This window comes from Leptobacterium meishanense (assembly GCF_037645805.1).
GTDB classification, from domain to species: domain Bacteria; phylum Bacteroidota; class Bacteroidia; order Flavobacteriales; family Flavobacteriaceae; genus Leptobacterium_A; species Leptobacterium_A meishanense.
Genome location: NZ_JBBEXE010000009.1, coordinates 128,252 through 150,365 on the forward strand (window position 1 = coordinate 128,252; position 22,114 = coordinate 150,365).

The 22,114-nt window shown below is 36.1% G+C and carries 19 protein-coding genes; 4 read left to right on the forward strand and 15 right to left on the reverse strand.

Going from position 1 to position 22,114, the window contains the following annotated elements:
- Positions 1–2: 2 nt before the first annotated feature.
- From WBG21_RS10430 to WBG21_RS10495, 14 genes are all read right to left on the reverse strand, one after another.
- A complete protein-coding gene (locus tag WBG21_RS10430; protein ID WP_340077629.1) occupies positions 3–1,319 on the reverse strand; it encodes a restriction endonuclease subunit S in 1,317 nt (438 codons plus the stop codon).
- A complete protein-coding gene (locus WBG21_RS10435; RefSeq protein ID WP_340077631.1) occupies positions 1,320–3,089 on the reverse strand; it encodes a type I restriction-modification system subunit M in 1,770 nt (589 codons plus the stop codon).
- 2 nt (positions 3,090–3,091) lie between these two features.
- Positions 3,092–3,391 (reverse strand): helix-turn-helix domain-containing protein, encoded by a 300-nt coding sequence (locus tag WBG21_RS10440; RefSeq protein ID WP_340077633.1) that lies wholly within the window; start codon positions 3,389–3,391, stop codon positions 3,092–3,094.
- A 163-nt stretch (positions 3,392–3,554) separates the two neighbouring features.
- Positions 3,555–5,375: a DUF3987 domain-containing protein gene (locus tag WBG21_RS10445; protein WP_340077635.1), complete on the reverse strand. Its 1,821-nt coding sequence runs from the start codon at positions 5,373–5,375 to the stop codon at positions 3,555–3,557.
- Positions 5,376–6,296: a BT4734/BF3469 family protein gene (locus WBG21_RS10450; RefSeq protein ID WP_340077637.1), complete on the reverse strand. Its 921-nt coding sequence runs from the start codon at positions 6,294–6,296 to the stop codon at positions 5,376–5,378. It lies immediately after the preceding gene.
- Entirely contained in the window at positions 6,283–6,555 is a 273-nt protein-coding gene (locus WBG21_RS10455; RefSeq protein WP_340077639.1) for a helix-turn-helix domain-containing protein, read from the reverse strand. Before WBG21_RS10455 ends, WBG21_RS10450 begins: the two co-directional genes overlap by 14 nt.
- A 20-nt stretch (positions 6,556–6,575) precedes the next feature.
- Positions 6,576–6,923 (reverse strand): helix-turn-helix domain-containing protein, encoded by a 348-nt coding sequence (locus WBG21_RS10460; protein ID WP_340077641.1) that lies wholly within the window; start codon positions 6,921–6,923, stop codon positions 6,576–6,578.
- Positions 6,924–7,106: 183 nt separating this feature from the next.
- Positions 7,107–8,123, reverse strand: coding sequence for a DUF6617 family protein (locus WBG21_RS10465; protein WP_340077643.1), 1,017 nt, complete (start codon positions 8,121–8,123; stop codon positions 7,107–7,109).
- The gene (locus WBG21_RS10470; protein WP_340077645.1) at positions 8,120–9,214 is read right to left on the reverse strand and encodes a site-specific integrase; all 1,095 of its coding nucleotides are present in this window, start codon (positions 9,212–9,214) and stop codon (positions 8,120–8,122) included. The genes WBG21_RS10465 and WBG21_RS10470 overlap by 4 nt, the downstream gene beginning before the upstream one ends.
- A 185-nt stretch (positions 9,215–9,399) precedes the next feature.
- Positions 9,400–10,803, reverse strand: a complete 1,404-nt coding sequence (mnmE, locus tag WBG21_RS10475) for a tRNA uridine-5-carboxymethylaminomethyl(34) synthesis GTPase MnmE (RefSeq protein ID WP_340077647.1) — start codon at positions 10,801–10,803, stop codon at positions 9,400–9,402.
- A 53-nt stretch (positions 10,804–10,856) separates the two neighbouring features.
- The gene (locus WBG21_RS10480) at positions 10,857–11,513 is read right to left on the reverse strand and encodes an O-methyltransferase (RefSeq protein WP_340077649.1); all 657 of its coding nucleotides are present in this window, start codon (positions 11,511–11,513) and stop codon (positions 10,857–10,859) included.
- A gap of 47 nt (positions 11,514–11,560) precedes the next feature.
- Entirely contained in the window at positions 11,561–12,679 is a 1,119-nt protein-coding gene (dnaN, locus tag WBG21_RS10485; protein WP_340077651.1) for a DNA polymerase III subunit beta, read from the reverse strand.
- Positions 12,680–12,751: 72 nt separating this feature from the next.
- Positions 12,752–15,142 carry a gliding motility-associated ABC transporter substrate-binding protein GldG gene (gldG, locus tag WBG21_RS10490; RefSeq protein WP_340077653.1) on the reverse strand — a complete coding sequence of 797 codons (2,391 nt, stop codon included), beginning with the start codon at positions 15,140–15,142 and terminating at the stop codon, positions 12,752–12,754.
- A 53-nt stretch (positions 15,143–15,195) separates the two neighbouring features.
- Entirely contained in the window at positions 15,196–16,029 is an 834-nt protein-coding gene (locus WBG21_RS10495; RefSeq protein WP_340077655.1) for an SAM hydrolase/SAM-dependent halogenase family protein, read from the reverse strand.
- Positions 16,030–16,133: 104 nt separating this feature from the next.
- On the opposite strand from WBG21_RS10495, the gene WBG21_RS10500 reads away from it, so the two are divergent.
- From WBG21_RS10500 to acs, 3 genes are all read left to right on the forward strand, one after another.
- Positions 16,134–17,084: a PhoH family protein gene (locus WBG21_RS10500; protein WP_340077657.1), complete on the forward strand. Its 951-nt coding sequence runs from the start codon at positions 16,134–16,136 to the stop codon at positions 17,082–17,084.
- An 8-nt stretch (positions 17,085–17,092) separates the two neighbouring features.
- Entirely contained in the window at positions 17,093–18,043 is a 951-nt protein-coding gene (locus tag WBG21_RS10505; protein ID WP_340077659.1) for a phosphoribosylaminoimidazolesuccinocarboxamide synthase, read from the forward strand.
- A 62-nt stretch (positions 18,044–18,105) separates the two neighbouring features.
- A complete protein-coding gene (acs, locus tag WBG21_RS10510; RefSeq protein ID WP_340077661.1) occupies positions 18,106–20,022 on the forward strand; it encodes an acetate--CoA ligase in 1,917 nt (638 codons plus the stop codon).
- A 51-nt stretch (positions 20,023–20,073) separates the two neighbouring features.
- Here the strand turns inward: acs and WBG21_RS10515 are convergent, their stop codons facing one another.
- The gene (locus WBG21_RS10515) at positions 20,074–21,165 is read right to left on the reverse strand and encodes a M42 family metallopeptidase (RefSeq protein WP_340077663.1); all 1,092 of its coding nucleotides are present in this window, start codon (positions 21,163–21,165) and stop codon (positions 20,074–20,076) included.
- 103 nt (positions 21,166–21,268) lie between these two features.
- Between WBG21_RS10515 and WBG21_RS10520 the strand changes: the two genes are divergently transcribed.
- Positions 21,269–21,967, forward strand: coding sequence for a DUF4294 domain-containing protein (locus WBG21_RS10520; protein WP_340077664.1), 699 nt, complete (start codon positions 21,269–21,271; stop codon positions 21,965–21,967).
- Positions 21,968–22,114: the final 147 nt, after the last annotated feature.

Consider the following 22,114-nt stretch of genomic DNA (forward strand, 5'->3'; position numbering starts at 1 on the left):
AGCTATTGCTGTTTTATATTTTCAACTGGTGCATTATTTGCACGTGTTGGTTTTATTTTATGGTTTAACTTCCCCAACACCGCTTCTGCTATCATAGCTTCTTTGTACTCTTTTATGAGTTCTATTTCTTTTTGGGCTTTGCCTATGGCTTGGTCTATTTTTGCCGTTTCGGTTTTGATGTGGGAAACGATTTGGGCTTGTTCGTCTTTAGATTTTGGAAATGGAATAAAAACCCCTGAAATATCGCCTAAACTCAAACCAACTCTTGTTACACCTGTTGCTCTAATTTGAAAATGAGAATTAACTGTTTTAGATTGAAACACCCTAAATAAATATTCACTTAATATTTGAGATTCATCAGCACGAATTAAAGCTAAATGATAACCACAAACTACATTATCTAAATCCTCTTTAACATAGGCTGGAACTGCAATATCTTCTGGTGTTTCGCTATCTTTGGTAATAATTATATCGCCTTTTAGAACTTGAAATTTTTCTATTTCACTATCTGAAGCAGATGCAATCATTAAATCCATACTATCTACTATGTAGTCATTTTTATAAACATCTGTGTAATTACATAAACGGACTATTTTTTCATCTTCTAATGTATGCTTGTCAACATTACTGAACCGTAAATCCGATACAAACTTTAATTTTTTTAACCTCCAATTATTATTCTTTTTCTCATTATTATTTGTTACTGCGTTTTCAATAACCGCCTGTCGTTGTTCTTTTAGCAGCTCTATAAAAGTTTGCTTCTTTTTAATAAAGTTTTTTATTTTTTTGGATTGTGCTTTTATATAGGCTACTATTTGGTCTTGCTCTGTTTTGGGCGGCACTGTAACCGGTATGCTAAAAAACTTATCGGAGTACAAGCGTAAACGGCTATCAATAATTCCAAAAGATTTCTTTCTAAACTCGGCTTTCAGAACTGCCGTAGAGAATAAGTACCCAAAATAATTGGGGTTGTTATTCCCTATAATGCGGTACACGCAATAGGCAGGACTGGTAATGCCATTGTATTTAGAAATACCCAAACTACCATTCCAAGCCAACATAATGTTGCTTACCAAATCGTTCTCGGCTACTTTTTTATAACCTACCAAGGTTTTGGCATTGCTTATAAAATCGGTTTCATTTTCAAGGCTATCTCTTTTTTTGGTAACTCCTGTATAATGAGAAACCGAGAGTAATTCTTCTGTACCTGTTTCGCTTCTGTCATCTATTTCAGCAAAAATATTTTTGATACGCAATACCTCCCAATGCTCTGGAGCGTTATTAAGCCAAGTTGTTTTATGTGCTTCTTGTACCATCATTTATGCTTCAACAATTTCTTTTAATAGGTTTTCGGTTTCTTCTTCTATTTTAAAAATATCGGCAGATATTTCTTCTAAAGCTCTTGGAGCTTTGTGTTTGTAGAAGTATTTGGCAAAGTTTATTTCGTAGCCTATTTTGGTTTCGGTCTTTTTATACCAAGCATCAGGTACAAAAGCCAGTACTTCTTTTTCAAAAAAGGCATCTATATCTTCTTTTAACGGGATGTTTTCTTTGTCTTTAAGTGCGGTATCGCTTTTAGGTTTACGTTTTTTATCGGTAATTATTTTACCCTCTTCATCACGTTGTGGACGGTGTACCGTTATTTGGCTGTAACCAAAATCTTCATTATCGAGAATGATGCTGTGTTCGTTGTTTTCAAAATTTAAGAACAAGTCGGTAATGGTTCTAATATGGTCTTTGCTAAACTCCACTCGCTTTTTACCCAAAGGCTTACGCATTTTGCTGTAAAATTGCTCACTGGTTACGCTAATGAGCTGTAGTTTGCCTTTGCGTTTTTCTTCCTTTTTATTGTTGAGGATAAAAATATAGGTAGGTATGCCCGTGTTATAAAATAAATCGTTTGGTAAGGCAATAACCGCTTCTAATAAATCATTCTCAAAAAGATATTTGCGTATTTCGGTTTCTCCTTGGCCTGCATCACCCGTAAACAAAGCCGAACCATTGTGAATGGTAGCCGCTCTACTACCTAAGGTACTATTGTTTTTTAGTTTGGAAACAATGTTCATTACAAAGAGCAACTGTCCGTCATTGACTCTGGGAACGCCTACGGAAAAACGAGGGTCTATAATATCTTTTTTATCGAGTATGGCATCTTTATCTACTTTCCACGTTTTTCCATATGGTGGGTTACTTATCATAAAGTCGAACTGCAAGTTTGGAAAACCATCTTTACTTAATGTAGAACCAAAAGCAATTTTCTCCGGGTCTTCATCTTTGATAAGCATATCGGCTTTACAAATGGCATAGGTTTCAGGATTTACTTCTTGTCCGTATAAATGAAACGTAGCTTTGGGGTTTAGTTTTTTAGCAAAGTGTTCCGCTTCTGTAAGCATACCACCACTACCACAAGCTGGGTCATAAATTAAATAGGTTCCGTCTTTAATTTTTCCTTTTAAAGGCTCAAAAATTAAGTGGGTCATTAAACGAATGATTTCCCTTGGTGTAAAGTGTTCTCCTGCTTCTTCATTGTTTTCTTCGTTGAACTTTCGTATCAATTCTTCAAACACATACCCCATACCCAAATTGGTTAATCCTTCTATTACGATGTTACCATCTTTGTCTGTTATTGGGTTAGGACTAAGATTAATGGAACTGGAACAAAATTTTTCAATTAAAGGAAAGGTAATATTGCCTTCTTCTAAAGTTTCTAATTGATTGCGAAGTTTGAACTTGCTAATAATATCTTGTACATTACTACTAAAGCCATCTAAGTAAGTTTCTAAATTCTGACGGATATTACCGGGTTCGTTTAATAATCTCTTAAACGTATAGTTAGAAGTATTGTAAAACACATAACCGCTTGTTTTACGAAGTTGAGCCGATTGGTTGTCAATCTTCATTTCGTTTAGCTTTTGATGCATTTCCAGTACTTTGTCTTTAGTAGGCTCCAGAATGGCATCTAACCTTCTTAATACTGTAAATGGTAGAATTATATCTCTGTATTTACCCCTTGTATATACATCACGTAAAACGTCATCTGCAATACTCCAAATGAAATTTACGATAGCATTATGTTGTGTTTGTGTCATTCTTATTGATTGTTTGTAAACTTATTTTTAATGTCTTTTTCTGCCATTTTTAAGGCTTGCAATGCCTGTTCTTCATCTGTGGTTATTTCTAAAATTTGGTCTGCCAACCACAACGCCAATAATTCCTGTTCATCAGTCTTTAATAACTCCGCTATAATTAGCACCTGTTCGCGTTTGGCTCTACGCTCTCCACGTTCAATCTTGCTAAACATAGGCGTATCAATTTCTAACTGTGCTGAGAGTTGTCTTTGAAGCAACCCTTGGCTTTCTCTCAACTCTTTAATGCGATTACCTAATTTCATCACCTTTCATATTTTGACTTGTCAAATTTTGTCCAATGTAAGAATAATTTGTGAAAAAAGAATAAGGAAAACCGTAAAAAAGGAAAATAAAATAAACAATCTTAAACAGCTTATAGCCTGCGCATTGAATAAAGGAGTTTGAGGAAATAGAGGAAACTAAGTATTACATACCCTTAGCATCCTCAACATCCTTGTTTTCCTCAATAGAGAGGTTTACATACGTGTCCTGTTGCTCACGGTGAATGAGGTTGGACTTTTTAAAACCAGTGATATAGCCTTCGGCTGTTTTTGCAGGAATGTTTAGTTTTTTTGCTACTTCCAAATACTTCTGACGGTTAAAGTTTCTTGGTAAAGCGTATAGGAATTTTTCTTTACGGTTCATTCGGGTAGGTTTGGTTTCTTCTTGTGGAAGCTCACCAAATACTTTACTGGAATGTTTTACCAATACTTTAATCATAGCTAATGCGGCTTGAAAATCTCTTTCCTCACAAATGAGCTTATTTGAGGTATCTCCAGTTTCCAATATCCTTAACGCTGAAAAGAGCATACAGAAACGAAATGCAATTAAACCTAATCTTCTAATGGTAGCCATATAGTCTATCCCTTGAAGATTGAGGTATTTTACTTGTATCTCGCTAAAAAACTGATTGAATTGTTCTTGTTGGTCTGCGGTTAAGTAAAACTGGAAATCGCCATTGCTTTTGAGCAACTTATACAGTTCGTAGAACTGGTTGCCTAAATTCTCAAAGTAATCATCTAATCCGTTATCAGTAGTGCTTGCAAATACGTTTTTCCAAACAGGCTTTACATTCATAAAGTAGAAAATAAAGCGGCTGAATAAGCCGTTTTCTGCACTTGGAATAAGAGCTGAAACTTGTTTTGGCGTTCCTGAAAGGACGGTCGATAGACAAGGACTTTCAATATCTACAAACTCACGGTCGGTTCTGCGGTAATAGGAAATAGTTTCGTGGTGGAATGCTTTTCTGAAACCATCACTATAATTACCGTAATCGCTTTTAAAGGCGTGTGCTAAGGTATCTCCTTCGGTTTCAAAAATTAGTCCTTTACCATCACTATCGCTCAATAATTGGTATGCACCAGTCGAACTATTGTTTGCAGGAATAAAGAGCATTTTTTCAGGTGGTTTAGCTGGTTTTTCTACACCTTCAACTTTGCCTTTATTGGCGTTGTACTCCGCCATTTCTAATTCAAAATGTTGCTTGTGTAATTTAGCTTCCTCTCGTAATTCTTTGTGAATAGGATTTACTAATTGACGGCAATGTACTAAACGCCCTTTACCTGCGGATGCTTGTGCGGTAATGAATAGAAATAGATTGGAGAATACTTTCTTACCGTCATAAATACCGTAGAGTTTTGGGAAACACGCACTAATAGCCGCTAATGAGCCTAAGAGTAAAATATCTCTTTCTTCATCTGATGTTGCTACTTCAACCACTTGTTGCAAGTATTCGGGAAGCTCAGGATATAAGGATTTAGGGAATGTTGGCATTATTTCCTTAATCGGTTCTTCTTCCTGGTATTCTTGTACTGGTATAGCCTTTGGTGATTTGTGATTGCTATTGTTAGCGTTATACTGGTTATTGGATTGTGTTACAATAGAAACTCCCGCTTGTTTGGCAAGAAAGAAAAAGGTTTTCAATGAAACACCTTGACCTTTTGACTTTAGGCAATTGTCAAATTGCTTATCGCATTCCTTAGTGTTGTAACCTGAATAATATTGGCTAACTCTATGAAATAGGTTTCTTCCATACTCTCCAAATTCATCAGCAAAAGCGAAACCGATATTTATCCAATCGTTGTAATTGGGAGCAATATCAATATGATTAGCTTCTATATTCTGAATGACTTTTTCAACTTCTGAATTATCGTCTGTAACTGGTTGGTAGTTCTGTTCTGTATGTTGCTGTTGTTGGTTTGAATTATCCATCCATTCCAACGGATTAAACGTCTTTTTTTCCATCATCTATAAATATTTTGGATTGATAAATACATTGGGGTCGTGAGGTAAAAAACAGGCTCTTGAAATGTCTTTACCCGAACCATCTACTTCCAAGCTGTATGTTTGTTGGATGTAATTGGCAACCGCCCTGAAATAATCTTGATGCTTGACTTTGGTTAATTCAATAGGAATAACCCATTTCAAACCATCACCCGAAGGGGATGTAAAAAGAAGCTCAGTTTCAAAGTATTCATCTTTGAGAAGTTCTTCTTTTAGTTTGGAAATATTACTGATGTGGTCAAAGTCAATCGTTAGAAGCCCTGAATGCTTTTTGAGGTTTTTATCATTTCGCTTTGAAAATGCACCTGAGAAGGTGACATAATCGAAATTTAATGCCTTGTATTTTCGGGCTTCCTTTACATCTTGAATGTTGCGTAGTGTACTTGTACACGTAGCAAATTTATTGCCTTGAATGAGGTTGTAAACCTCTATTAAGGTTATCTCCTTTGTAGGTGCTACATTGGTAACAGGCTTTTTGTAATAGCTGAATACTGGTGGTTTTGGTTTTATGATTTCGGGTTCAGATTCTGTAATTATTACTTCCTCCTGATTGTAAAAACCGTTTTTCTGACCAATACGCAAATGCAATGCTTCATTTAGCTTATCCAGTAATTCCTGACCAGAAAGCTTAAAATGAAGTGCTGCAAAATCAATTACATTGCCGTCTGCAATAGCTTCTTCGCTATCGGTATGCACCGCACAATTATCTACTACCTTAACCCATAATGTAGGCTTGCCTGCATTAAATGGGTTTTTAGTGGGGTTACAGTCCCTTCCCGAAAGGGAAAGAACTGTTTCGCCCGGATAGTACTGTCTTAACACATAGGCATAAATATTTAGGCCGTAATGTGTTTTGCTTAATATGGCTTCTCTATTTACGTCCATCACACTTGAAGTTTGGATTGTAATAGTTAGCCTGTAAAAGCTCCTCAATATCAGCTACCTTGTAGTAAAACTTTCCGCTTATTTTACTGTAAGGAATTGTGCCGTTGGTTCGGAATGTTTGCAAAGTGCGTGGACTAATGTGTAGCATCTGCATAACATCCTGATTGTCTACCCACGCATTTTTAAGGTATTCAACCTTTGTTGCATTAAGCAATTCAATACGTGTTCTTAGGTCTCTAACTTCCTGAGAGAGTGCCACCAGTAAATCGATTATTTCAGTCATAGCTTTACCCTCCCTTTTTTGATTAGATAATCAGCTGCTCTCTGTTCGATTTCATCAGTAGTGGCATTGCGATTACGCAATAGCCATTGGTCTAATTCCTCACGGTTGAAATAGAGTTTTTTACCGTTGGGTTTGTAATGTGGAATGCTTCCCGCACTTGTGAGTTTATACAAGTGAGATTGCGATAATTCCAAGTACTGACAAGCTTCATTGAAGTTGAGTACATTCTTTAGTATTAGATTTTGGTCTAATACGTGTTTCTCGATAATTTCAAGTCTTTTTAAAATCTCTTCCATCTTATTATGGGTTTGAAAATTTGTAAAAGACTTCAGGCCTAAAGTCATATTCGATGTCCGAATACAGTGCTAAAGTAGATTGACTTTAAGGCTGTTATGGGGTGCAGAAACAAGGTGCAGTGTAGAGTGCAGAGTGCAGAGTGGGAAAACAAAAGCAAAAACCCTTATCGGATTAGAATAAGGGCTAAATAAAAACTGAAAAAGAATAGGAAGTGTAAAGTGCAGAGTAACCTATTTTAATAGGTTTACGGCATTATCTATTTTATCACCTGTAAGATTTGGGCGTTTTAATGACCTGAATTTTGAACGCTCGAACGGTTCTCCGTTTTCATCAACAAAACAATTGCAGGTTACTTGCCATTGCTTTTGCTTTAAATCTTCAACCAGTTGTAAATCTTTGTGAATGCGTTTTACGAAGTAAAAAAGCTCACTGATATTTCCTGTCCAAGTAACAGGAGTATTGATTTCAGAACCTGAGAATACTTTTTTAAAAGTCGCTAATGGTGTATCAGCACTTATGAAATTATTGAGCTTTAAGCTATCCCATAAATCACCAAGTTTATCTGGATTGGTGTTGTACTGTTTGTAAGTGAAAGAATTGAACGGAATGGGTTTATCCGTTGTTTTTGGTTTGGGCTTCCTCACTGGTTCTGAAGTAACCTCTATAACTTGTAGTTTCTTGATGTGAAGTTGTTCGGGAATAGGTTCATTTAATAATTGGGAGTAGAAGTCCTCCACAATAAAAATATCATCTATCCAATCTTTAAAAGCCTCCTGAATTTCTAAATACAGCTGCATATAGCCAAGTTTGAGCAACTGCATAATATAGGTGTTTGCTTTATGAGCCTGGTCTAATTGATGGGAGGTGTTTTTTGGATTTATGTACGCAAGTGCATAATCCTTTTCATTTAAAAGTTCTCCAAGGTCTTTCAATCGTGTTTTTAATCGCTTGTTAAGCGTGTCATTAAGATAGTAGCGGATTAGATTCTCGTTTCTATCTTCATCAATGGTTTGGTATAAGGTATCGAAATCAGATTTAACGGTATTTAGAATAAGCCTTGAATAGTACTTGGTTTTATTATCAAATGGTCTGAAAAATTCAATTTCAAACTGTAAAGGCTGTTGAGGTGTATACTCTTTTAAACTCCTGAATTTGGAGGCAAATACATCATCCATACTATTTTGAGCAAGCCAAGGTCTTAACTCATAATCAAGGATTTTATCTAAGGTGTTATTTTGCTTACTCATAAATCCAGTTTAATTCGGTTAGCGGCTTCTTTCTTTTGTTGGTCGATTACCTTAGCATAAATCTGAGTGGTTTTCAATTCTCTATGACCGAGTAATTTTGAAACCGTATAGATGTCTGTACCTGCGGAAAGCTGTAGTGTAGCGTAGGTATGTCTTGCGCAATGGAAAGTTATCGTTTTAGATATTCCTGCTCTCAACATCCATTGTTGCAACTTTAAGTTGTGCCAAGCTGAATAACGCAATCCTTTAAATACTCTTTCGTCCTTATCCTGACGTTCACCGAGCAAGCCAAAGGCTTGTTTTGAAATAGGCAGAGTTTCTGCTCCTTTGGTTTTTTGTTGTCTAAAACGGATGTAGTAGCCCATTTCATTTGAATGCTGAACTTCTGACCAAAGCAACTTATTTATATCAGACCAACGCAATCCAGTAAGACAAGAAAATATAAAGGCTGTTTTCATTTGAGGAATTTCACATTCCGCTTGAACCGCAGCTTGCAATTCTTCCAGGGTTAAAAACTCTCGTTGAGGCTCTCCTTGTTTGAATGCCTCTACACCTTCAGAAGGATTTGTCGGTAAAATATCATCTTTAACTGCTTGTTTTAATGCAGCTCTTAATTTGTTGAAGTAGGAATACTTTGAGTTTTGAGAAAGAGGTTGATTACTTGATTTTAAAGCTTCTTTATCAAGATATTCTTTAAATCCTCTAACGAAATTCTTGTCAACATCTGCAAAAGACAAATCATTTGGAATATACTTTTTCAAATGTTTTAGCATACTATCCCAATTGCCATAGTTGCCTGTACTATCTTTTCTCTTATCTGTAAGAAGCTGAACGTAGTTGGTAAAACTGGCTTTTAATTTCTCATTGTCACGGAAGCCATAAATACCGTTTTGGATTTCGATTTGTCGCTGTGCTCTAATTGTCTCAGCTAATTGAAGCGTTTTTTTATTGACTTCCTTTTCGTCCTTGGTTTTGGCGTTAGGGTCTAAATAGAGTTTTAGATACTCTGTTTTACGTTTCCCTTTGTGGTAGTAATCCAAGTATAAACTGGTCTTACCGCCTTGATTGCGTTTTCTTAATGTAACCTTCATATCTCAAAAAGTTTTACGGTTGTTTCTGTAACAGCAAACTTGTTGTTAGCAACAAAACTTGTTTCTATAACAACAAATTAGAAACGAAAGATACGTTAAAAAGGGCAAATTAGCAACAAATAATAATAGTTAAATATCCGTAACCACCAATAAAAGAAGGGTTTAACTAATAAAAAGAAGTGTAATTACTTTCCAATACAAAAATTCGCAAAAATATTGCCAAGTAGCTCGTCGGATGTAATTTCTCCGGTAATTTCCCCAAAATGATAAAGTGCTTGCCGTATATCAATGGCCATAAGATCCCCCGAGATTCCTTGGGAGAGGCCGACTTGCACTTTTTTTATTTCTTCCAAGGCTTTGAGCAAAGCATCGTAGTGACGGGTATTGGTCACGATGGTTTCGTCGTTTCGGAGCGCGCCTGTATTGACGAAGTTGGATAAGGTTACTTTAAGTTCTTCTACACCATGACCTTGCTTAGCAGATAATTTGAGGAAGCGAGACTTCTTAATTGCGCTCGAAGTGACATCCAATGTTTTAATTTCACCTTCTGATAATTGATCCACTTTATTAGCGATCACTACCAACGGCTTCTGCGGGTATTTATTCTTTATTTTTTCAATCTCCACGCTAAATTTTGAACTCTGAAATTTGAACTTTTCAGCGTCAAATAAATAAATCACAACCTGAGCTTGTTCAATTTTCTCAAAGGTCTTTTTAATCCCAATAGATTCCACCACATCTTCTGTATCGCGAATACCCGCAGTGTCAATAAAACGGAAACCGATGCCCCCAATTGAAATTTCATCTTCAATAGCATCGCGTGTTGTCCCTGCAATAGCACTTACAATTGCCCGGTCTTCATTCAAAAGGGCATTTAAGAGTGTCGACTTACCCACATTAGGTTCACCGATAATAGCAACCGGAATACCACTTTTGATAACATTCCCTACAGCAAAAGAATCGATAAGACGTTTAAGTACCGATTCAATATTGTTTAATAGTTCGTTAAAACGTTCCCGATCAGCAAAAGCAACATCTTCTTCTGCAAAATCAAGTTCCAACTCGATAAGTGAGGCAAAATTCATTAATTCATCCCGCAATTGTTTGATTTCATTACTAAACCCACCCCGCATTTGCTTTATAGCCAGTTGATGTGCAGCTTTGTTATCAGAAGCAATGAGGTCGGCTACAGCCTCTGCTTGGCTAAGATCGATTTTTCCACTTAGAAAAGCCCGTAAAGTAAACTCCCCGGGATTGGCTATTCGACATTCATTTCTGATAAACAATTGAATGATTTCCTGTTGAATATAGTTAGAACCATGGCATGCTATTTCCACAACATTTTCACCGGTATAAGAATGAGGTGCTATGAAAATAGAAGCTAAAACTTGGTCAATAACCTTATCTCCATCTACGATATGCCCTAAATGAATGGTATGACTCTTTTGATAGGTTAACTTTTTATTAGAAATTGATTCAAATAATGAGGAAGCTATTGTAATAGCATTATTTCCTGATACCCGTATAATGGCCACTGCACCTGCGCCGGGAGGTGTAGCTAAAGCGACAATGGTATCTTGATGTGTCATAGAGCGCAAAAATACCAAAATTATAGATTGCTGTAGACAGATTTACAGGTGAATCATATACCCAAACAATTATTGCCTGTTTTATAGAAGAGGGTAGTAGCTTCATATTCAGTTCCTGTGGGTTTCATACCTGTAAAAGTAATTTGATTGTAACCTTTTTGGGTATAAAAATCAAAAATATCTTGATAATAAGCCCTATGTGTATCATCAACTAACAAAACACCATTATCTTTCAGGGATGGATAGGAGTTCAGGGCACAATGTACTCGCTTTCTACCATCTATGATGATAACGTCATATTTTTTTGACGCATCTATTTTTTGTATAGCAGAAATATAACCATCGTCTAAGGGGTAATAATGAACTTTTGCATTGGTATGTTCTTTAATTAAATCAAGTACTTTATCGTACCATGATTTATTGTATTCTACTGAAGTAACAGACGCTGTTCTTTTTGAAAAATAGATAGTGGAAAACCCTGAGCCGTATTCAAATAGATGAAGGGACTTGTTTAATTTTTTAGACAAAAAATCAATAACAGCATAATTCATCCATGGTAAATAATCACCATTGGTATCTTTGGGTACTTTGGTTAAAATGGTAGAAAGGTAACCCACTTTCATAAAATAGGATCTAGGCCTATTAAAAAGCTTGTGCATAGCAATAATAAATCTGACTGGGTGCACAAAAACTGTTTTTAATATCGCCATTTTGATTAATTATTGTGTGTGGAACAACCGTTTTTCCGAACGTTAAATTAGTTATTCAACATTACTGGCATTACGAGCATAGTAATGGCCTCTCCCTCATCCAGTCCGTCAGCAGGAGTTAATATCCCTGCCCGGTTTGGGAGGCTCATTTCAAGCGATACTTCGTCAGACGCAAGATTGTTGAGCATTTCTATCAAAAAGCGGGAATTAAAGCCGATTTGCATGTCATCTCCTTGATAATCACACGACAACCGCTCTTCAGCTTTATTGCTGTAGTCAACATCTTCAGCAGAAATATTAAGCTCTGCACCGGCAAATTTTAACCTGATTTGGTGCGTGGTTTTGTTTGAAAAGATACTGACACGCCTTACGGAGTTTAAAAATTGTGTTCGGTCAATAGTAAGCGTGTTGGGGTTTTCTTTTGGAATAACTGCTTCGTAATTTGGATATTTGCCATCAATTAACCTACAAACCAAGACGATATTGTCAAAAGAGAATTTGGCATTGCTGTCATTATACTCGATGGTTACATCAGTTTCGCTTCCTGCTAAAATACTTTTTAGCAAGTTTAAAGGTTTTTTAGGCATTATAAACTCAGCAACTTGTGATGCAGACAGATCACTCCTTTCATATTTTACCAATTTATGAGCATCTGTAGCTACAAAGATTAACCCTTCAGGGGAAAATTGAAAAAATACTCCGCTCATTACAGGTCTTAAGTCATCATTGCCTGTTGCAAATATGGTTTTGCTAATAGCGGTAGCTAATACATCTCCAAGAATAGTGGTATCACTCGGATCTGCCAATGTTACGGCTTTTGGGAATTCTTCTCCACTGGCATAGGCCAAGGCATATTTTCCATGATTGGAACTTATCTCAACAGTATTATTATCTTCTACAACAAAAGTTAGTGGTTGTTCAGGAAATGTTTTTAAAGTATCGAGCAATAATCTCGCAGGTACAGCAATACTTCCTTCAGCATCTGAATCTACCTCGAGAACGGCACTCATGGTCGTTTCAAGATCTGAAGCAGATACAGTAAGTTTAGTTTTGTCAAGTTCAAAGAGAAAATTATCTAGGATAGGCAAGGTGTTTGCATTGTTAATGACACCTCCTAAGACTTGAAGCTGTTTTAACAAGTATGAGCTGGATACTATGAATTTCATTTATTATAGATGTTTACTAATACTACAAATATATTTGAATTGAATTTTTTACCGAAAATAACTTATTAACATTCAAAACTGATATTTTCTTTTTCTTATCAGGTGAAAGACAAGGGCAAACAGTCCTAAAATGACCAATGGAGCGATGATATTAACAACTTGCCATGCAACTCTCTCATCATTCACTTTTTTTTCATCTAAGAAAGCAACAGAAACTTCTTTAGAACGAATATGTATAAGCCCTGAATCGTCCATTAAATAATGCATGGAATTTATCAAAAAATCTTTATTTCCATAAACCTGTTTTATCCAAGGATCAATTCCATTAAACAATGGCCGTTTATTTGCATAAGTATAATTTGCGATATCTCCGTCTGCAATAACAATCATTTTGTTATTGGCAGTATCATCTTTCCCTTCTTGCAGAACAAAAGGCTTTACCCTGTTTTTGAAAGCTGAAATAAAAGTGCCTTCTATAAGTACTCCGAGAATTTGACTTCCTGAGACAAACTCATTTTCATCAAAGGCTTCTGTAAATTGATTGAGTACAATTTCTGTAGGAGTTCCTATTACCTTAGTTTGGTCAGAGCTTTTTAATAATACCGTCTTTTTAGCAGTATTTTTAAGTGTATCAATAGTGTTTGCAAATTCCAGTTTGACCAGGTTCAGATTTTTGTTGATAGGATGGTTTTCAAGTGATTGTACTATTGGGGAATACAACCATTCTAAAGGAGCTTCTCCGCCATTGGTTTGCACAGTGATGGGAGTTGACAATACATCTTGTATTAGGTTGTAATTAATACGTACTCCATATTTAAAAAGCATGTCATTTAAGTTCAGGTCTTTTGGAAATGCAATGGCTGATTGAGAAGTGTTTTGAAGACTGTCTAAATCTGCTGCAACAGCATCGATGAGCCATAAGCTCTTACCACCATTCATAATGTATTGATCTAGAACATATTTTTCATTCTCGGAAAAAGGCTCTGTAGGTTTGGCTATAATGGCAGCATCAAAACGTTTAAGGTTACGCAATGTTTTATTTGGGGACTCTTTGAGCGAATCCATATTGAAAGCCGCCACTTGATAATAATTTCTCAACTTTAGGATAAAATCGGCTAGATACTTATCATCGAGCTCACCATTTCCTTTTAGGACAGCAATCTTTTTTTTATCAGCGATAGTCAATTGCATAATAGCATCAGCGAAAGCATATTCTAATTGCGCTATGGATTTATTGATGTTTTCTTCTGGTGAAAGCCCTACATTATTAATAAGTAAAGGGATCTTTACCGATTTGTTATTCTGGTAAGCAATAGCCCAAGGAAACAGTTGCGTAACTGATTTTTTTCCTCCTTTGCTCGTAGGAATAACAGTAGAAGTGAGACCATAAGCGTTTAACTCACTAATAATCTCATTGGTATTTTTTTCATTTTCAAGCGGATCAACAAAACTGAATTTTATATGATCATTATACAAAGCAAATTCTTCAAGAAGTTGTCTGATCTCAGCTTGTAAACGTTTAAATCCAGAAGGAAAATCACCTTCTAATAGAACATCGATAATGATAGGTGCAGTAGGCTTTTTAATAACTTGAATAGAAGCCTCAGATAATGTATAGCGTTCATCATGCGTAAGGTCAAAACGCTTATATAGATGTTCTGAAATATTGTTGATAAGAATTAGAATCAGTAAATAGCCCCCTATCTGAAAAAATGGTTTTTTGCTTTTTTTGGTTTTCGGAACCCGGCCTAAATAAAAATAGGAAGCCATAAGAAAAAAGAAACTGACTGAAAGAAAATAAACAATATCTCTTGTGTCTATAAGTCCACGGCCGACACTATCAAAGTGTAATTTCATTCCTAAATAAGCAATCCATGGCTTTAGAAACTCAAGGAACGGTACACTTGCCAAGCCCTCAAAGCCATAATAAAAGAAAAAACAAATGAATACAGCTGATAAAAAACTAATGATCTGATTCTTTGAAAGGATAGAGGAAAATATACCAATTGCAGTATAAGCGGCCGTTAGAAATAATAGACCAACATACGCTCCTAACGTACTTCCCAGATCGATATTTCCTTTGGGGCTTCCTAACTGCCATACAGTTATAATATATGTTATAGTGGGCAGCATGGCCAATACTATGATAGTAAGTGCCCCCAGATATTTTCCGATAACAATTTGCCAATGGCCCAAGGGTTTTGTAAGTAGGAGCTCCAATGTACCGGTATTTCGTTCTTCCGAGAAGCTCTTCATAGTAACTGCGGGAATCAACAGCAGCAATACCCAGGGAGCTAACTGGAAGAAAACGGATAAATCGGCAAAACCATAATTCAGGATATTGAATTCGCCATCAAAAACCCATAAAAAAAGCCCATTTACAATCAGGAAGAGCGAAATAACAACATACCCTGTAGAAGAAGCAAAAAAACCGGTTATTTCTTTTCTATAAATTGAAAACATTCTTGTTACTTAATTTAATCTGCTAAATTTATCAACCTATCACCAAACTATTTTTAATCTTTAAAGTTTACAGTTACCGTATCCCTAAAATCAAGCCCAAATAACGTATTGGCACCTCCAACCGTCAAAGGATTGCTCTTGTAAATTGCTAGTTCTACATACCCTGCCGAATTGAAAATAGCAAGTTTTTTTCCATCTTCCTCCCGTTTTTCTTTTTCAATGGAGAAGTTGATGGCATCACTGTAACGATTATAGATATTCCTGAATTTATAATTTCGCGCAGAAACCTCATAATCACGACCTTTACGAACTGATTCAAAGAGCTCTTTCGAAATATTGGTAACTACATTCCCGTAATTATCCACATAGATAACACTGCCAATGATTTGATTTTTTTCACTATTGATTACCGGACGTATTCCTTTGAGTTCTTTTATGCTTTTTATAGGTTTTCCGATAACCTCCAACATTCCCCCTCGTGCTATATGAGCAGCTACTTTTACAAAAACATCCAATACAGGAAAACTTGACTGTACCTTGTCATGAATATTGATCTCAACGATTTTTTCAGGAGATATTTCAGCTATAATAAGGCTCATGATACCATTATCTGCACAGATGAAATAATGGTTGTCCAACTCGAGGGCTATATGCTTGTTTTCAGGGTTTAATTCGGCATCAATCCCAACAATATGGATAGTTCCTTCCGGGAAACTTTTATAGGCATTTTGGATTATATAAGCTGCTTCCGTGATATTAAAGGGACTTATAGCATGCGAAACATCAACAATTTTTACATTTTCTAACTCGCTATATATCGCTCCTTTAATAGCTCCCACAAAGTGATCTTTTTCACCAAAATCTGTAGTTAATGTAATTATGGCCATAAAAGGTTGTTGATATTTTTTAACGTGTAAAAATGCTTTTTTGCGTATGTTTGTTATGCAAATTTATGAAACATAAAAGGATAAATTAACTTAATTAAAAGCTTTTGAACGAACTAATCGTTGAACTCACTGAAATCAGCCCAAGAGATTTTTTTGGACAACAAAATACAAATATCCAACTCCTAAAAAAATATTTCCCAAAACTAAAAATAGTAGCGCGCGGTAATAAAATAACTGCTTTTGGGGAAGAAGAACTGTTAGAAGAATTTGATCGTCGTCTGGATATGTTAGTTGCCCATTTCGGGAAATATAACAAACTTGATGAAAATACGATAGAACGAATCTTGACCAGTAATAATAAAGATGATTATGAAACTTCACAAGAAAGCAGTCAGGTACTTGTACATGGAGTAGGAGGAAGACTGGTAAAAGCGGTAACGGCCAATCAATGCAAATTGGTAGACCTAGTGAAGGAAAACGATATGGTTTTTGCCATTGGCCCGGCAGGAACAGGGAAAACCTACACTGGTGTTGCATTGGCGGTAAGAGCATTGAAAGAGAAACAAGTAAGACGAATTATATTGACACGGCCGGCTGTAGAGGCAGGAGAAAACTTAGGCTTTTTGCCAGGAGATCTTAAAGAAAAGCTCGATCCGTATATGCAACCGCTATACGATGCATTGCGCGATATGATTCCATATGAAAAATTAGAAAACTATATTGAGACTGGTGTTATACAAATAGCCCCAATGGCATTTATGAGAGGCCGTACACTGGATAATGCTTTTGTGATTTTGGACGAAGGCCAGAATACCACACATGCACAAATGAAAATGTTTCTGACTCGGATGGGGAAAAATGCTAAGTTTTTAATTACAGGTGACCCTGGACAGATTGATCTCCCCAGACGTGTTATTTCTGGGTTAAAAGAGGCACTTTTGGTGCTCAAAGATATTAAAGGGATAGGTATTTTGCATCTGGACGATAAAGATGTCATTCGACATCGCTTAGTCAAGAATATCATCGACGCATACAAAACTATAGAACACGATTAAAAAGACAAATGACAGATACAATTACAGCAACAAACTTTCATTTTCCAGGGCAGAAAAGTGTCTACAGAGGAAAAGTAAGAGAGGTATATACTATCAAGAATGAATTATTGGTGATGATTGCTACAGATAGGCTGTCGGCTTTTGATGTAGTAATGCCTAGAGGTATACCTTACAAAGGCCAGATATTAAATCAGATTGCCACTCAAATGATGCGAGCAACAGAAGATATTGTCCCAAATTGGTTACTAGCAACGCCTGATCCTAATGTAGCTATAGGTCATTTGTGTCAACCCTTTAAAGTTGAAATGGTGATACGAGGATACCTGTCAGGGCATGCCGCCCGTGAATATAAGGCGGGGAAAAGAATGTTATGTGGCGTGCCAATGCCCGAAGGTATGAAAGAAAATGATAAATTCCCGGAGCCTATTATTACACCTGCAACAAAAGCGGAGGAAGGGGCACACGACGAAGATATTTCTCGTGAAGAAATCATCAACCGAAACATAGTTTCTGAAGAGGATTATAAATTGTTAGAAACCTACACAAAAGCATTGTTTCAAAGAGGTACAGAAATTGCTGCTAAACGAGGTTTGATTTTAGTAGATACCAAATATGAATTTGGAAAAACAAAAGAGGGAAAGATTGTATTGATTGATGAAATCCATACCCCAGACTCATCGCGCTACTTTTACACAAAGGGTTATGAAGAACGACAAGTGAAAGGATTACCACAAAAGCAACTCTCTAAAGAATTTGTGCGGCAATGGCTGATTGAAAACGGCTTTCAAGGAAAAGAAGGACAACAAGTTCCGCACATGGACGATGAACGAGTGACCATTATTTCAGAACGTTATATTGAGCTTTATGAAAATATAACAGGGGAAAAATTCAAAAAAGCCGATACATCCAATATGCATGAACGTATAGAAAGAAATGTATTAGCATTCTTAAAAAATTAATAAAAAACGATTTCTATAAAACCGACCCTTTTTTCTATTTTTATGGATAAATAGATTTGTAAATGAGTGCTTATACAATTAAAAACCTGAAAGAATATTTTAGAGAATACAAAGAATCCGTAGAAAAACCGGAAAGCTTTTGGTCAACAATAGCTGAAGAAAATTTTATATGGAGAAAGAAATGGGAAAAACCATTACAGCACAATCTAGCAGAAGCAGAAGTAAAATGGTTTATTAATGGAAAACTCAACATTATAGAAAATTGTATAGACAGGCATTTAGAAAAAAGAGGGGACAAAACGGCTATCCTATGGGAGCCAAACGACCCTAATGAAGAGACGAAACACATCACATACAATCAGCTACATGAACAAGTATGTAAAATGGCTAATGTCCTCAGAGAAAAGAATATTAAAAAGGGGGATAGGGTATGCATATACTTGCCCATGATTCCGGAATTGGCTATTGCAGTGTTGGCCTGTGCCAGGATTGGCGCTATCCATTCAGTTGTTTTTGCAGGATTTTCATCTACGGCACTTGCCACCCGGGTCAATGATTCAGATTGTAAAATGGTTATCACAGCTGATGGCGCTTACCGTGGGGCTAAAACTATTCAACTAAAACATATTGTAGATGAGGCATTAAAAAGCACACCATGTGTAGAAACTACTTTAGTAGTAAAACGAATAGGAAATACTGTTCAAATGCAAGAGGGAAGAGATCACTGGCTCCAACCATTATTAGATAATGCTGATGGAAGATGCACTATAGAAGTAATGGATGCAGAAGACCCTTTATTTATATTATATACCTCAGGGTCTACGGGAAAGCCCAAAGGAATGTTACACACAACCGGGGGCTATATGGTATATGCAGGATACAGCTTTAAAAATGTCTTTCAATATCAGGAAAAAGATATTTATTGGTGTACAGCAGATATAGGTTGGATTACGGGGCATTCATACATCATCTATGGCCCGTTATTAAATGGAGCTACTACCGTCATGTTTGAAGGCATACCTTCCTATCCGGATTACAGTCGATTCTGGGAGATTGTCGAAAAACATAAAATCACTCAATTTTATACAGCACCTACCGCAATAAGAGCATTAGCAAAAGAAGGGGTTCATCACACAGAAAAAAACGACTTGTCTTCCATAAAAGTATTGGGAACTGTAGGAGAACCCATTAATGAAGAAGCATGGCACTGGTACAATGATCATATTGGAAAAAAGAAAAGCCCTATTGTAGACACTTGGTGGCAGACAGAAACAGGAGGAATCATGATAACTCCCATTCCATATGTAACCCCTACAAAACCAACGTATGCTACCTTACCGTTGCCGGGAGTACAGCCTGCACTGATGGATGAACATGGTAATGAAATTAAAGGGAATCAAGTAGAAGGCAGACTGTGCATAAAATTCCCCTGGCCATCTATGGCCAGAACTATATGGGGGGATCACCAACGCTACAAAGAAACCTATTTTATAACATTTCCCGGGAACTATTTCACAGGCGATGGAGCATTACGTGATGAAGTAGGATATTATAGAATTACAGGAAGGGTAGATGATGTAATTATTGTATCCGGTCATAATTTAGGCACAGCTCCAATAGAAGATGCAATTAATGAACATCCTTTCGTGGCAGAATCAGCTATTGTAGGTTTTCCACATGACATTAAAGGAAATGCACTTTATGGTTTTGTAACGTTAAAAGATGGTTATAATTTAAAAAAAGACAAAAAAGAACTTCAAAGAGAAATTAATGAACAAATAGCCGATCATGTAGGTCCGATAGCTAAGTTAGACAGAATACAATTTGTTTCTGGCTTGCCTAAAACCCGAAGCGGAAAAATAATGCGGCGTATCCTGAGAAAAATAGCTTGTGGAGAAATAAAAAACTTAGGGGATATATCAACATTATTAAACCCTGAAATAGTAGAAGAAATTATAAAGAATACAGAAGCATACTAGCCCTACGGCAAAGCAAAAAAGAAAGCCCTAACAATAGGGCTTTCTTTTTTGCTATTCAAAATAGCTAAAATTAGCTCCAGTTTTTATTTTAAGCAAAGATTCATAGATAAGTTTTATAACATTTTCCACATCATCTTTGTGAACCATCTCTACAGTAGTATGCATATACCTCAAAGGTAGAGAAATCAATGCCGATGCCACACCACCATTACTATAAGCAAAAGCATCCGTGTCAGTACCTGTGAATCTGGAAGAAGCCATTCGCTGGAATGGGATTTTTTTCTCTTCAGCAGTTTCGATAATCAGCTCTCTGAGCTTGTTCTGTACAGCAGGAGCATAAGAGATAACAGGTCCGGCACCTATTTTTGTCTCCCCTTGTGTTTTCTTATCGATCATAGGAGTTGTAGTATCATGGCATACATCTGTAACAATGGCTACATTGGGTTTTATAGTTTCTGTAATCATTTCAGCACCTCTCAAACCAATCTCCTCTTGAACAGAGTTGGTAATATACAATCCAAAAGGAAGCTTGATATTGTTTTTGTGGAGTAACCGGGCAACTTCAGCAATCATAAACCCGCCTGCTCTATTATCAATAGCTCTACATACAAACTTATCTTTGTTAAGAATCTGAAAAGTATCAGGATAGGTAATAACACATCCCACATGAACCCCCATTTTCTCAACCTCTTCTTTATCTTTTGCCCCAATATCTATAAAAATATTATCAAGCTTTGGTGGCGTTTCTTCTTTCTTGCCAGATCGTGTGTGAATAGCAGGCCATCCGAAAACTCCCTTAACAATACCCTTCTTAGTATGGATATTTACCCATTTAGATGGTGCAATTTGATGATCGCTCCCACCATTACGAATGACATAAAGAAGCCCGTCGTCAGTAATATAGTTTACGTACCATGAAATTTCATCAGAATGCCCCTCAATAACAACTTTATATTTAGCTTCTGGGTTAATAACCCCTACAGCTGTCCCATAAGTATCTGTTATAAAAGAATCAACATAAGGCCGTAAATAATCCATCCATAGTTTTTGCCCTTCCCACTCATATCCGGTTGGAGAAGCATTGTTCAAATACCTTTCGAGAAAATCAATGGACTTTTTCGTTAAAACAGTTTCTTTTGCCATATACTAAAAAATTATGCCTGCGAAAATAACAATATTCACATACATTTAATAATATCTGCGGCGGATAATTGTTATTTTTGAAAAGCCAAATGAAGGTTGAGTTATGAATAAATATACTTTTCTCATACTGATAATGACAATGTCTACCATTAATGGTCAGGGTAGTAGTGATATTAAAAGAGAAAAAGACTCAATCAACACATATGAGGATTTCATAATATTAAAAGGCGATTCAATAATAAGAAGAACAATAGATCTTGATGAAGTATATATATTTAATAACCTTACATTTAGAAATAGAGAAGAAAAGCTCCGTTACTATATATTAAAACGGAAAACACTAAAAGTATATCCCTATGCAAAATTAGCATCTGAACGATTGACAGAACTTAACAAACGATTGGATCAAATAGAATCAAAATCCAAACGAAGAAAATACACTAGATTAATTCAAAAATATATTGAGGGGGAATTTTCAGAAGAACTAAAAAAATTGACCCGGACAGAAGGCCAGATACTAATAAAACTGATACATAGGCAAACAGGAAAAACAACATTTTGTTTAGTAAAAGAGCTAAGAAGTGGGTGGAGAGCTTTTTGGTATAATACCACAGCAAAAGCATTTAAAATATCATTAAAAGAAAAATATCAACCTGAAAACAGGGAAGAAGACTACCTAATAGAAGATGTTCTCCAAAGGGCTTTCGCTGCAAACAGACTTGAAAAACAACCGTCAGCACTTGACTTTGACTACATGCAACTATCTAATAAATGGACAAGCAATACAATCGATAAAAAGTAGTTGTATAAAACCTAAAAAATAGCTATCTTCGTGACCCTTTCTCTAATAAAGAGACAAGATAAAAGAGGAATCTAAAAGCTAGAGAAAATATTTTCAAAAAAACATTTAAAAAGATTTGTTGAATAGTGGGATAGTTTTCTATATTTG